The 14,266-nt window shown below is 28.7% G+C and carries 11 protein-coding genes; 3 read left to right on the forward strand and 8 right to left on the reverse strand.

Features of this window, described 5'->3' with window-relative positions; all coding sequences use genetic code 11:
- The first annotated feature begins 54 nt into the window (after nucleotides 1-54).
- Entirely contained in the window at nucleotides 55-1,302 is a 1,248-nt protein-coding gene (locus BW723_RS11675; protein WP_068364584.1) for an aminotransferase class I/II-fold pyridoxal phosphate-dependent enzyme, read from the forward strand.
- Nucleotides 1,303-1,305: 3 nt separating this feature from the next.
- Here the strand turns inward: BW723_RS11675 and BW723_RS11680 are convergent, their stop codons facing one another.
- The 8 genes from BW723_RS11680 to BW723_RS11715 form a co-directional block, all read right to left on the reverse strand.
- On the reverse strand, nucleotides 1,306-2,982 hold the full coding sequence (locus BW723_RS11680; RefSeq protein WP_068365224.1) for a response regulator: 1,677 nt from the start codon (nucleotides 2,980-2,982) through the stop codon (nucleotides 1,306-1,308).
- A gap of 5 nt (nucleotides 2,983-2,987) precedes the next feature.
- On the reverse strand, nucleotides 2,988-4,628 hold the full coding sequence (locus tag BW723_RS11685; protein ID WP_139059143.1) for a response regulator: 1,641 nt from the start codon (nucleotides 4,626-4,628) through the stop codon (nucleotides 2,988-2,990).
- Nucleotides 4,629-4,702: 74 nt separating this feature from the next.
- The gene (locus tag BW723_RS11690; RefSeq protein ID WP_068364578.1) at nucleotides 4,703-6,394 is read right to left on the reverse strand and encodes an ATP-binding protein; all 1,692 of its coding nucleotides are present in this window, start codon (nucleotides 6,392-6,394) and stop codon (nucleotides 4,703-4,705) included.
- A 1-nt stretch (nucleotide 6,395) separates the two neighbouring features.
- The gene (locus BW723_RS11695; RefSeq protein WP_068364575.1) at nucleotides 6,396-8,081 is read right to left on the reverse strand and encodes a response regulator; all 1,686 of its coding nucleotides are present in this window, start codon (nucleotides 8,079-8,081) and stop codon (nucleotides 6,396-6,398) included.
- Between the two features lie 152 nt (nucleotides 8,082-8,233).
- A complete protein-coding gene (locus BW723_RS11700) occupies nucleotides 8,234-9,163 on the reverse strand; it encodes a peptidylprolyl isomerase (RefSeq protein ID WP_068364573.1) in 930 nt (309 codons plus the stop codon).
- Nucleotides 9,164-9,218: 55 nt separating this feature from the next.
- On the reverse strand, nucleotides 9,219-10,802 hold the full coding sequence (locus BW723_RS11705) for a hypothetical protein (protein ID WP_068365221.1): 1,584 nt from the start codon (nucleotides 10,800-10,802) through the stop codon (nucleotides 9,219-9,221).
- A 4-nt stretch (nucleotides 10,803-10,806) separates the two neighbouring features.
- A complete protein-coding gene (locus BW723_RS11710) occupies nucleotides 10,807-12,399 on the reverse strand; it encodes a peptide chain release factor 3 (RefSeq protein WP_068364571.1) in 1,593 nt (530 codons plus the stop codon).
- Between the two features lie 124 nt (nucleotides 12,400-12,523).
- The gene (locus BW723_RS11715; protein ID WP_068364568.1) at nucleotides 12,524-13,216 is read right to left on the reverse strand and encodes a peptidylprolyl isomerase; all 693 of its coding nucleotides are present in this window, start codon (nucleotides 13,214-13,216) and stop codon (nucleotides 12,524-12,526) included.
- A gap of 119 nt (nucleotides 13,217-13,335) precedes the next feature.
- On the opposite strand from BW723_RS11715, the gene idi reads away from it, so the two are divergent.
- The gene (idi, locus tag BW723_RS11720; RefSeq protein WP_068364565.1) at nucleotides 13,336-13,854 is read left to right on the forward strand and encodes an isopentenyl-diphosphate Delta-isomerase; all 519 of its coding nucleotides are present in this window, start codon (nucleotides 13,336-13,338) and stop codon (nucleotides 13,852-13,854) included.
- Nucleotides 13,847-14,260, forward strand: coding sequence for a 6-pyruvoyl trahydropterin synthase family protein (locus BW723_RS11725; protein ID WP_068364562.1), 414 nt, complete (start codon nucleotides 13,847-13,849; stop codon nucleotides 14,258-14,260). Before idi ends, BW723_RS11725 begins: the two co-directional genes overlap by 8 nt.
- The last annotated feature ends 6 nt before the right edge of the window (nucleotides 14,261-14,266 follow it).

Here is a 14,266-nt window from a genome sequence, read left to right on the forward strand (position 1 = left end):
ACTGCAAAAAAAGCGGTTAATTTGCACCACTTAAGAAAATCAAAAATACAGAAAATGACGAAAGATTTATTTGATAGAATTGTAGCGGATAAAGGGCCTTTAGGAAAATGGGCAGACCAAGCAGAAGGATATTATGTTTTTCCTAAATTAGAAGGACCTATTTCTAATAGAATGTCTTTTAATGGTAAAAAAGTTGTTACCTGGAGTATTAATGATTACTTAGGTTTAGCAAATCATCCTGAAGTTTTAAAGGTTGACGGAGAAGCAGCTTTAGAACATGGAATGGCTTACCCAATGGGAGCTAGAATGATGTCTGGACATACACCTTTACATGAACAATTAGAACGTGAATGTGCAGAATTTGTAGATAAAGAAAAAGCATATTTATTAAATTTTGGATACCAAGGTATCATGTCTGCAATAGACGCTTTGGTTACAAAAAACGATGTTATTGTGTATGATATGGATACACACGCTTGTATTATTGATGGTGTTCGTTTGCATGCAGGTAAACGTTTTGTTTACAGACACAATGATATGGAGAGTTTTGAGAAAAACATTAAACGTGCTACAAGAGTTGCAGAAAAATCTGGAGGTGGAATTTTAGTGATTTCAGAAGGAGTTTTTGGAATGAGAGGAGAGCAAGGACGTTTAAAAGAAATCATCGCTTTTAAAAAAGAATATAATTTTAGATTATTAGTAGATGATGCTCATGGTTTTGGAACTCTTGGAGAGGGAGGTAGAGGAACTGGTTTTGAGCAAGGTGTACAAGATGATATAGATGTTTATTTTGCAACTTTTGCTAAATCTATGGCAGGAATTGGAGCCTTTTTAGCAGGAGATAAAGATGTAATACAGTTTTTGCAATATAATTTAAGATCGCAAATGTTTGCAAAATCATTACCTATGGCAATGGTTAAAGGTGCATTAAAACGTTTGGATATGATTAGAACAATGCCAGAATTAAAAGAAAAATTATGGCAAAATACTAATGCACTGCAATCTGGTTTACGTAATGCTGGTTTCGATTTAGGGACTACGCAAACTTGTATAACACCAGTATTCTTAAAAGGAGATATACCAGAAGCAATGGCTATGGTTAATGATTTAAGAGAAAATCACGGTATTTTTTGTTCTATTGTTGTGTATCCTGTAATACCTAAAGGATTAATTATTTTAAGATTAATACCAACAGCAACACATACTCAAGAAGATATTGATGAAACTATAATTGCTTTTTCTGCAATTAGAGAAAACTTAGAAAACGGAACTTATAAAAAGATAGCTGCTGCAATGATGTAGTAGCTATTTTTTTATAGCAGCTTCAATTTGGTCTAGTAAATCTTGCGGATCGAAAGGCTTAAAGATAAAACCATTCATACCACATTCACTAATCTTGTCCTTTACTTCCATAAAAACGGAAGCAGAAAGGGCTAAGATTGGTATTCTTTTATTAAATTTTCTAATTTCTTTTGTAGCTGTATAACCATCCATAACTGGCATTTGAATGTCCATAAGTACAACATCATAATCGTTTTCTTTTATTTTTGTTACGGCAACTGCCCCGTCATTAGCAACATCTACAGTTAGTTTAGATTTTTCTAAAATCTGTTTACCAACCATCACATTTATAAGGTTGTCTTCTACTAACAGAACTTTCTTACCTTCAAAATTATACTTCTTCTTCCTAATCGTCTTTTTTAGTTCTTTTTCTGATGCAATTTCTAAATCAATTTCAAAATAAAAACGACTTCCTTTGCCCATTTCACTATCAATCATTACATCAGAACCCATAGTGTTTACAATGCTTTTTACAATAGGTAAACCTAAACCAGTACCACCATATAAACGATTTGTATTAGTTGATGCTTGTGTAAAGGCTTCCCAAATGGTGCCTTGTTTATCTTTTGGTATTCCTATTCCAGTATCAATAATTTCTGTAAGCAATGTTAATTTACTTTTACCAATCTGATTTACTTTTTTTATTCTTAAAGTAACACTACCAACATCTGTAAATTTAATGGCATTTGTTACAAGATTATTTATTACTTGGTTAAATCGAACAACATCTAACCAAACTACTGGTATGTCTTCATCAACTTCTAAGTTCATTGTAATTCCTTTACGTAAACAAGAAGCTTCATGAATTTTTTTAATCTGTTTTGTTGCAATTAATAAATTAGTCGGAATGTTATCTAATTCTATTGTAGTAGATTGCATCTTGCTGAAATCTAGTACATTGTTTAATAAGTTTAATAATATTTTACCAGAATAATTGAGTGCTTCGATGTTTTGAACCTGATCTTCTCTTGGGTTATCATCACCTAAAATATGTGATAAACCAATAACAGCATTTAAAGGAGTTCTTATCTCATGACTCATTGTGCTTAAAAAATCTGATTTTGCATTTGATGCTTCTATGGCTTCTATTTTTTTGTTTTCTATTCTATTAAAATATTTTGTATTCAGAATTAAAAAATAGATTAATTGAAAAATAACTAAGCCAATTGCACTTGCTACTGATATTGGGTAAATGAATTCTTTAGCAATTACAGGATCTAATTTTCTATCTGTAAATAAACTAAATTCAGTGATAAATAAAAGTGTCCATAAAATTAATGGAACTATAGTAAATAGTAATACTAGCAACCTTTCTCTTCTAAAAGAAAATAAGATAAAAGGTAAACCAATATTAAACATATAGATAAACTCTACACTACCAAATTTACCAACATAAGAAGCAATAACAGCAATACCAAAATTACTTGCCAATAAATAAATTACTCTGGCATAATTTAGCAAACCTTTTTTTACAATAGTGGCTGCTATAACATATATAAAAATATTAAATATATTGTAGTTTCTTAGCCAGGTAAACCCTAAGTTATGTGCTATAAAAACAGTGAGTAAAGAAAGACCAACATGTATTAATGCTAGTGTAAATAAAAGATTTAACCTTCTTTGAGAATACTTTTTTCTCATATTCATTAACTGTTTATGGTTACTTCAATTTGATTTAATAAGTCTTCTGGTTCAAAAGGTTTAAAGATAAAACCGTTCATACCACTTTCGTTTATTCTGTCTTTAACTTCCATAAAAACGGATGCAGAAAGGGCTAATATTGGTATTTTACTATTAAATTTTCTAATTTCTACGGATGCTTCATAACCGTCCATAATTGGCATTTGAATGTCCATTAAAATGGTATCATAATGTTTTTCTTTTACCATATTTACAGCTGCTAATCCATCATTAGCAACATCAACGTTAAGTTTTGCTTTTTCTAAAATTTGTTTGGCAACCATTACATTAATTAAATTATCTTCTACTAATAGAATAGTTTTACCTTCAAAATTATGAACTTTCTTTTCTGTAGTTTTTTGAAATTCTTTTTCTGATGCAATTTTTAAATCCAACTTAAAATAAAAACGACTTCCATTACCTATTAAACTATCTATTTTTACATCAGAATTCATTGAATTTACAATGCTTTTTACTATTGGTAAACCTAAACCTGTACCACCATATAAGCGATTTGTAGAGCTAGAAGCTTGTGTAAAAGCTTCCCAAATTGTTTTTTGTTTTTCTTTAGGAATTCCTATACCAGTATCTATAACTTCTGTAAGTAAAGTTAATGTGTTTTCTGTTTGTTGTTCTTTTTTTATTCTTAAAGTAACACTTCCTTTATCTGTAAACTTTATAGCATTGCTTACTAAATTATTAATCACTTGATTAAAACGAACAATATCTAACCAAATCATTGGTATATCATTATCAATTTTTAAATTCATAATAATTCCCTTTTTTAAACAAGATGTCTCGTGTATTTTTTTTATCTGTTTTGTTGCAGATAATAAATCTGTAGGAATATTATCTAATTGAATTTTAGTAGATTGCATTTTACTAAAATCTAAAACATTGTTTAATAAATTTAATAATATTTTTCCGGAATAATTTAAAGCTTCTATATTTTGTACTTGGTCTTTTCTAGGATTGTTGTCTCCTAAAATATGAGAAAGACCAATAACAGCGTTTAATGGTGTTCTAATTTCATGACTCATTGTACTTAAAAAATTAGACTTAGCATTAGAAGCTTCTATAGCATCTTCTCTATAATTGTGTATAGAAGAAAAGTTTTTAAAATTTAAATGAGAATAATAAAATAACTGAAATGTAACCAAAAATAAGGTCATTATAATAGAAACAGGATATATAAATTTTGCTGCCTGTTCTACATCAATTTTAGAATTTACTATTAAATTGAAATCGGAAATATATAAAGTAGCCCAGAGTATAATTGCAGTAATACAGAATAAAAAGATAAATATTTTTTCTCTATTAAAAGAGAATATCATAAAAGGTAAACACATAGAGTACATAAACATAAACTCCATACCACCTTCTTGTCCTACATAAGATGCAGAGGTAACAATACCAATGTTTAGTATAACAAGGTATATTATTCTAGATTCTATTAAATTACCTTTCCAAGAAAAGTATGCACATAATAAATAAAAGGAAATACAAATTAAATGTAGTGATACTAAATTGTCTAATTTGAGGCTTAATGCTATAAAAATATACACAACACTAATTACTGATGTAATTAATGATAATGTGAATACCATTTGTGTACGCCTTAGGGAGAAATCGGCCATTGTTTGTTTTCTAGAACATAAATATACAAAAAACTTAAGAGAAATTAATCAATTGAAGTAACTTCTTGAATTTGTTTAAGTAAATCATCTGGATCAAAGGGTTTGTAGATAAAACCATTCATTCCACATTCTTTTATTTTATCTTTAGCTTTCATGAAAACAGAGGCAGAGAGCGCTAAAATTGGTGTTTTTTTATTAAATTTTCTAATTTCTTTAGATGCAGTATATCCATCCATAATTGGCATTTGAATATCCATAAGAATAATGTCAAAATTTGTTTCTTTAGCTAAATTTAGGGCAGTTAATCCATCTCTTGCAATTTCAACTTTTAGATTAACTTTTTCCAATATTTGTTTGCCTACAAGCACATTAAAATCATTGTCTTCTACTAATAAAGCTTTTTTGCCTTTAAAATTATAAGTTTTTTTCTTTTTAGTTTTTTCTAATTCTTTTGCAGATGCTTTTTTAAGAGAAATTTGAAAATAAAATCGACTACCTTTATTTATATCGCTATCGATTTTTACTTTAGATCCCATAGCTTTTACAATACTTTTTACAATTGGTAAACCCAGTCCTGTACCACCATATAATCTATTTGTTTGGCTAGAAGCTTGCGTAAATGCTTCCCAAATTGTTTCTTGTTTATCTTTAGGGATACCAATACCTGTATCGATTATCTCTGTTAATAAACTTATCGTTTTTTTTGTTTGCTTAACGTTTTTAATTTTAAGAGTTATGCTTCCTTTTTCTGTAAATTTAATGGCATTAGCTACTAAATTGTTTATTACTTGATTAAAGCGAACAATATCTAACCAAACAATGGGTATATTTTTGTCAATTTCTAAATTCATAATTAAACCTTTTTTTAAACAAGAGGCTTCATGAACTTTTTTGATTTGTTTAATGGCATCATAAAGATTAATAGGAATATTGTCTAATTCTATATTTGTAGATTCCATTTTACTAAAATCTAGTACATTGTTAAGTAAATTGAGTAGTATTTTACCAGAATAATTAAGGGCTTCTATATTTTGAACTTGATCTTTTCTAGGGTTATTATCTCCTAATATATGAGATAACCCAATAACTGCGTTTAATGGTGTTCTAATTTCATGACTCATTGTGCTTAAAAACTGAGATTTAGCATTAGATGCATCAATAGCTTTTTGTTTTGTAGAGTGTGCTTTTTTGTTTATTCGTGCATTACCATAAGAATAAAATATTAGCTGAAAAACGACTAAGAGAAGGCCTATTGTTATTGAAAAATAATAAATAATATTTCTAACTTTTGTAGCATTTTTTAATTCGACATCAACAAAAAGTTTAAAATCTGTTATGAAAAGAAGTAGCCACAATAATATTGGGATTAAAGAAAATATAAAGATTTTAATTTTGTCTCTTTTGTGAGAGAATATGATAAAAGGAATACCAACAGCAAACATTAAAAAGAACTCTACACTTGCTCCCTTACCTATATAAGAAGAAACATAGGTAATTGATATATTAAAAAGTAAAATAAAAAGTATTCGAGCAACGCCTGGAAACCTATTTTTAGAAAGAAATGCTGATGTAATAAATAATATAGATACAGCAATTAGAAAATAACTTAAACTGTAAATACCTATTAAAAAGGTCATAATTGCCCAAAGAAAAGATAAAGCAGCACAAACTAAAGAAAGCGTGAAAATTATTCTTATTCTTTTAGTTGAAAATTTTAATTTAACTGTTTCAGACATCTTAATTACTTAAAAATTCTTCTAATTGGTTTAATAGCTCTTCAGGAGTAAATGGTTTAAATATAAAACCGTTCATTCCAGAATCTTCTATTTTATCTTTTATTTCTCTAAAAACATTAGCAGAAAGTGCTATAATAGGTGTTGTTTTATTAAAAATTCTTATTTCTTTAGTTGCTGTATATCCATCCATAATAGGCATTTGAATGTCCATTAAAATGATGTCAAATTCTTCTTGTTTTACTTTATTTACAGCTGCCAATCCATCATTTGCAACTTCTACTTTTAATTTAGAACGTTCTAAAATTTGTTTTCCAACCATAATATTAATTAGGTTGTCATCAACTAATAAAGCCTTTTTATTTTTAAAAAAATGATTTTTGTCTTTAGTGATTTTTGTAGGAGCGATTTTTTCTGAAATTTTTAAATTTAAATCAAACATAAATCTACTTCCTTTACCTTCTGAACTTATGATTTTTACTTTAGATCCCATAACTTCAATAATACTTTTTACAATAGGTAAGCCTAAACCTGTACCTCCATAAATTCGATTTGTTGTATTTGATGCTTGTGCAAAAGCTTCCCAAATTGTTTCTTGTTTACTTATAGGTATACCAATACCAGTGTCTTTAACTTCGATATTTAAGGTAATGTTACTTTTATTTTGATTTATTTTTTTTATGATTAATGTTACACTTCCTTCATCAGTAAATTTTATAGCATTAGATATTAAATTATTTATTACCTGATTAAAACGAACTATATCAATACAAATAGCAGGTATGTTATTATCAATTTCTAAATTCAATGAAATGCCTTTTTTTATACAAGCTGGCTTATGAATTTTTATAATCTGTTTAACATCATTATAGAGATTAGTATGTATTGAATCTAACTCTATTATTGTTGATTGCATTTTACTAAAGTCTAATACATTGTTAAGTAAATTAAGTAAGGTTTTGCCAGAAAAATTTAAAGCTTCAATATTTTGAATTTGATCCTTTTTGGGTTCGTTGTTACCAAGTATATGAGAAAGCCCAATAATTGCATTTAAAGGTGTTCTAATTTCATGACTCATAGTGCTTAGAAATTTAGATTTAGCTTGTGATGCTTCTAAAGCTTCTTGTTTTTTATTTAGTATTCTGTTATAATATCTAGTTCCTAAAATAGAAAAGTAAATTAACTGTAAAATAATCATTAGAAAAGTACCAATTACAGAAATAGGGTAAATATAGTTGTTAGCAATATCAGTATTTAATTGAATATTTGAAATTAATTTAAAATCTGTAAATGCAAGAAGTATCCATAATATTCCAGATAAAAAAGAAAATATATATACGTATATTTTTTCTGTTCTAAAAGAAAACATAGAAAAGGGTATTGCTATAGAGTATAAAAACATATATTCTATACTAGCTGCTCTACCCATATAAGAAGCAGTAATTGTAATTCCTAGATTAAGTAATATTAGGTAAAGTATTCTTGCAAAAAATAATTTGCCTTTTTTAGAAAGAAAAGCACAATAAATATATAAGAAAATAGAAGAAAAATTGTAATAAGCTAAATTATTGAGGTCAAAAAAATATGCAATTAGTGCTGTGAAAAATGTAATACATGCAGTTCCAATACTTACATAGAATGACAGTAATTTAATTCTATTAGAAGTTTTTTTAATTTTTCCTTCTGACATAATTTTTATAAAATTATAAAAAATGTCCCATTAAATATTAGAATCTGGGGGGAGATTTTTATATTAAGTATCTAATTTAATAAAAATTATGATATAAAAAAAATAAGCTCTCGATTATTGAGAGCTTATTTTTTATTATTTGTAATTAAATGTTATTTAACATCCATTAATTCAACATCAAAAATAAGTGTAGCATTAGGCGGAATTACACCTCCTGCTCCTGCAGATCCATATGCTAAATTAGACGGAATTACCATACGTGCTTTATCACCAACTTTTAATAATTGAATACCTTCATCCCAACCAGAAATTACTTGGCCAACACCAACATTAAAATCTATAGGTTGTTTTCTTTTGTATGAAGAATCGAAAACAGTACCATCTAATAATTGTCCTTTATAATGAACAGATACTTTTGCTCCTTTTGTGGCTTGTTTTCCATCACCTTTTTGTAAAACTTTATAACGTAAACCGCTTGCAGTTTCATCATAACCAGCTGCAACTTTGTCTAACATTTCTTTTTGAGCAGCTTTTGCTTCTGCTTCACGTTTTTCTCTAGCACCTTCAAAAGTTCTAAAAGCTTCTATAGCATTAAAGTTTTCAGCTTCTTCACCTACTTTAATAATTTCTACAGACATTTCATCACCTTGTGCAACAGCATCAACAACATCTTGCCCTTCAATAACAGAACCAAAAACAGTATGTTTACCATCTAACCAAGGAGTTGGTACATGAGTTATGTAAAATTGACTACCATTAGTTGCTGGTCCAGAATTAGCCATTGCTAATTTCCCAGGAGCATCATGTTTTAAATCTGGGTGAAATTCATCATCAAACTTATAACCAGGGTTACCTGTTCCTGTTCCTTGAGGGCAACCTCCTTGAATCATAAAATCTGGAATTACTCTATGAAATTTTAATCCATCATAATAAGGAGTTCCTTGCTCTTTTGATGAGTTTTCTAAATTACCTTCTGCTAAGGCAACAAAGTTACCAACAGTTCCAGGTGTTTTTTCGTGTTCTAACTGTACTAAAATATCACCTTTTGGTGTTTTGAATTTTGCATAAATTCCGTTGTTCATTTTTTTAATTTTAATCGTTTTTATTGATGTTTTACTAAAATAAATTTAGTATGAATTATTTTTTAGCATTTAAAATTGATAGACTATAGGTTAGGCCAATATTTAAATTTGTTGAGTTTACATTGCCGTATGCAGATATATATTGCCCACCAGAAATTTGAAAAGATAAATCACTATTTAAGTGATAATTAATACCTGCTGTTGGTCTTATTAAAATTCCTTCTCCTGTATCTACACCTGCACCACCAGCAACTCCTGCAGAAGTTTCAGCAAATAAAGAAAACTTATTGTTTATAAATTTATTACTTCTAATTCCTATTCCGAATATTCCGTGAGCGTAACCACCAGATTCACCTTCATATGCAAATGAAGCTTCTCCTGAAAGATAAAAAATATGGTTTATGTCATATAGAACTTTTATAGCGATTAACTGAAGATCCAGAGGGTTTCTATCTGTTTTTGCAACTTTAAAATAAGTTTGATTTTGAACCCCTATATGAATACCTTTTGTTTTTATTATTGATACTTTTTTATTGGTGAAAGGTTCAGTAGTACCTCCGTTTAAACCATAATATTTTAAACTAAAACCAGCAGTATAAGCTTCAAAAATTCCACCAATAGCTCTATGATATCCACCGTGAGCACTCACTCCAAAATTCTTTGTTAGTTTTACATCAAAACCTGCATTTGGGTAAACTGTTAATCCATTTTCTGGGTAAATTCTACCACCTGCAGCTCCAACTCCCAATTTGGCAAAAAAGTTAACATATTTTGTTTCAATTAAGTTTTTACCAATTCCGAAAAAGACATCCATAAAACCAGCTTCTAAACCACTATACATAGCATCTACGTGTGCATAAATAAAAGTATTTTGTGTTAAATATCTTTGGTATTCAAAACCTAAAAGACTTAAAGTTTGAGTTAAAGGTGTTGCATCGTTAAAAACTGTAATTCCATCATTTCTAGAAGAACCAATAGGGAAAAAATAATCAAAGGTTACTTGTTGTACGTTTTTTACAGCCGGTTTTTTCCAGAATTTATCTTTATTTTCATTATTTACTATAAAAGATTTTTGAGCATTTGCATAAGAACTAGTTCTTAAAGTAGTTGGTATTTCTACAAAAAATGAAATATTATTTCCACCTTGTATCCCTGTAAAGAAATCTACTTTACCATATTGAAGTCCGAAAGAAAAATCTTTAGTATCATATTTTAAACCGGCATTTGTGTATAATAACCCACCGCCATTTACTAAACTTCTAAAACCACCTCCACCACCAAAGTGGACATTAGCATCAAAAGATAAGTTTTTATAAATTGGAAAATTAACACCTAAGTTTACACCTAATGTAAATAAACCACCTTGATCTCCATAAGCTGCTCCGTGAAAACCAGCACCAGTATATAACCAATCGTTTAAAGGGATGTTATAATTTAATCCCCAAAAACCCATATTAGGATCTAAAGTATAGGTACTTCCATCACCATAAGTGTAAGTTCTATCTGGTTGATCAATTAAAATGTAATTTAAACGAATTGAATTATGAAGTTCTTTACCTTTTAAATCATTCAAATTATATTCTTGAGCGATGTTATTTAAACTAGAAAGAAAAATACATACAAAAATGAATTTCTTCATATTATTAATTTTTAAATTCACTTGTAAAATGTAATTTAACTGATGGATATTTACTTTGTGTCATTTGAATGGTAAAAGCAGAATCTGCTAAAAATACTAATTGACCTTGTTTATCTTTTGCTAAATAACGTTGTTTTACTCTTTTAAACTCCTTGAACTCTTCACTTTTTATGTCTTCTGGTTCTACCCAACAAGCTTTGTGAACACTTAAATTTTCGTAAGTACATTTTGCACCATATTCGTGTTCTAATCTATATTGAATAACCTCGAATTGTAAAGCACCTACTGTACCAATTACCCTTCTTCCATTCATTTCTAAGATAAATAATTGCGCAACACCTTCATCCATCAATTGATCTAAACCTTTGTATAATTGTTTAGATTTCATTGGGTCTGCATTATTTACATATCTAAAGTGTTCTGGAGAAAAACTTGGAATTCCTCTAAAATTTAAATCTTCACCTTCAGTTAAAGTGTCACCGATTTTGAAATTTCCAGTATCATGAATACCAACAATATCACCAGGAAAAGATTCATCTACAATTTCTTTTTTCTCTGCAAAAAATGCATTCGGACTAGAGAATTTTACTTTTTTACCATTTCTAACGTGTAAATAAGGCGAGTTTCTTTTAAAAGTACCAGAAACCACTTTTATAAAAGCCAATCTATCTCTGTGCTTAGGATCCATATTTGCGTGGATTTTAAACACAAAACCAGTCATTTTTTTCTCTTTAGAATCTACTAAACGTTCTTCTGCTTTTTTTGGTTGTGGAGAAGGTGCAATTTCTATAAATGCATCTAATAATTCTTTTACACCAAAATTATTTAAAGCCGAACCAAAAAATACAGGTTGTAATTCACCTTTTAAATATTCATCTTGATTAAAAGGTGGGTAAACTTCATCAATCAATTCGATTTCTTCTCGTAAAGTTTCTGCAGCAGTTTCTCCAACAGCTTTGTCTAATTCAGGGTTCGATAAATCATCAAACTCAACACCTTCTGAAATAGTTTGTTTTTTATCGCCAGAAAAAAGATTTAATTTCTTTTCCCAAATGTTATAAATCCCTTTAAAATCGTAACCCATTCCAATAGGGAAACTCATTGGTGTTACTCGTAAACCTAATTTTTGCTCAACTTCATCTAACAAATCGAAAGCATCTTTACCTTCTCTATCCAATTTATTGATAAAAACCAGCATTGGTATGCTACGCATTCTACAAACTTCAACTAATTTTTCTGTTTGTGGCTCAACACCTTTTGCCACATCAATAACCACAATAACACTATCTACAGCAGTTAAAGTTCTAAATGTATCTTCAGCAAAATCTTTGTGACCAGGAGTATCTAAAATATTGATTTTCTTATTTTGATAAATAAATGCCAAAACAGAAGTAGCCACAGAGATACCTCTTTGTCGCTCAATTTCCATAAAATCGGAAGTTGCTCCTTTTTTTATTTTATTATTTTTTACTGCACCAGCTTCTTGTATGGCACCACCAAATAATAATAATTTTTCTGTTAATGTAGTTTTACCAGCATCTGGATGCGAAATGATACCAAATGTTCTTCTACGTGCTATTTCTTCTAAAAAACTCATCTACAAAATTTGAGGTGCAAAGATAGGTTTTATGTTGAAAATAGACACTAAATTATCGAATTTAGACTTGTGTTTACTTTAAAAACATACCTTTAATTATATCAAAATAAGAATTCGCATTTTATTATTCTAAAATTTCGATGGTCATTTGAATGTCGTTTATAGGCCATTCATCAACACCAACTTTTACTTTAGATATTTTATCCATAGTATCAAAGCCAGAAATAACTTCACCAAAAACAGTATGTTCGTTATCTAAATGATGAGCGCCACTTCTTTTATGAACCATATAAAACTCAAAAGGACTTGATAATTTATTCGGATTATTTTCCCATTGTCTGGCTGCCGCTAAAGCTCCATATTTATGTTTTCTATGGTTTCTGAATTCGGGTTTCATTAAGTAATTTCCGTATTTTCTACGTTGTTTTTGCGTGTACATATTATCAGAATTGCCACCTTGAATTACAAAGTTTTTTGCCACACGATAAATAACAGTTGTATTAAAATATTTAATTTTTGTTAAGAAAATAAAATTAGCTCTGTGTACAGGTACATCTTCATAAAGTCTGAGTTTTATATTGCCAAATTTTGTTTTGATGATAACTTTTGTCTCAGGATTTTGTTTGCCATATTCTAATAAAAAAGCTTCTGTATTGGTGCTATTTAAACTATCCCAAGGTTTAATTATTTTTTCTTCTTCTTTTTGTTTAATTGTTTTATTTAGTATCGTTTTTTCTTTTTTTGATTCCTTTTTTGCATCACATTGATAAAATGAAATAAGTAGCGTTAGAATGAATAATCGATATAAAAGCTTCACTTTAAAATAAGTTTAATAATTACCAAATATAAATCATCAAAATAAAAGAATAGAAAAATCTAATGGTTTTATTAAAATTTTAGGTTCTTAAACCTTTTTGATATATTATCTTTGTAAATATGGAAGAATTGGTAGTTTTAGTTGATGAAAATGACAAACAATTAGGTTTAATGCCTAAAATGGAAGCACATGAAAAAGCAGTTTTACATAGAGCTTTTTCTGTATTTATTTTTAATGATAAAGGTGAGTTAATGTTACAACAAAGAGCAGCTCATAAATATCATTCGCCATTATTATGGACAAATACATGTTGCTCTCATCAAAGAGATGGAGAAAGTAATGTAGAGGCTGGTAGAAGAAGGTTGCAAGAAGAGATGGGTTTTACAGCAGATTTAAAAGAGATTTTTTCGTTTGTTTATAAAGCACCTTTTGATAACGGTTTAACAGAGCATGAATTAGACCATGTAATGATTGGTAGTTTTAATGATATGCCAAATATTAATAAAGAAGAAGTTGCTGATTATAAATGGATGCAATTAGAAGATGTACAGACTGATATTGACAACAATCCTGCTATTTACACAGAATGGTTTAAAATAATTTTTAAAGAATCTTATCAAAAATTAACAAATGCCTAGAGTTACAGTTCATAGAAAAGCACATTTTAATGCAGCTCATAGATTGTATTGTAAAGATTGGTCCAGTGAGAAAAATTTTGAGGTTTTTAGTAAATGTAGTAACCCTAATTTTCACGGTCATAATTACGAGCTTATTGTTTCTTTAACAGGAGAAGTAAATCCAATAACTGGTTATGTTTACGATTTAGGTGTATTGAAAAATATCATAAAAGAAGAAATAGAAGAAGCTTTTGATCATAAAAATTTAAATATAGAGGTGCCTGAGTTTAAAAACTTAAATCCGACAGCAGAGAATATTTGTGTTGTTATTTATGATAAATTAAGAACACACATTCCCAATCATTTAGATTTAAAAATTACACTATACGAAACGCCAAGAAATTTTGTAAGTTACTCTGGCGATTAATAAATT

The sequence above is a fragment of the Polaribacter reichenbachii genome (assembly GCF_001975665.1).
Lineage (GTDB): Bacteria > Bacteroidota > Bacteroidia > Flavobacteriales > Flavobacteriaceae > Polaribacter > Polaribacter reichenbachii.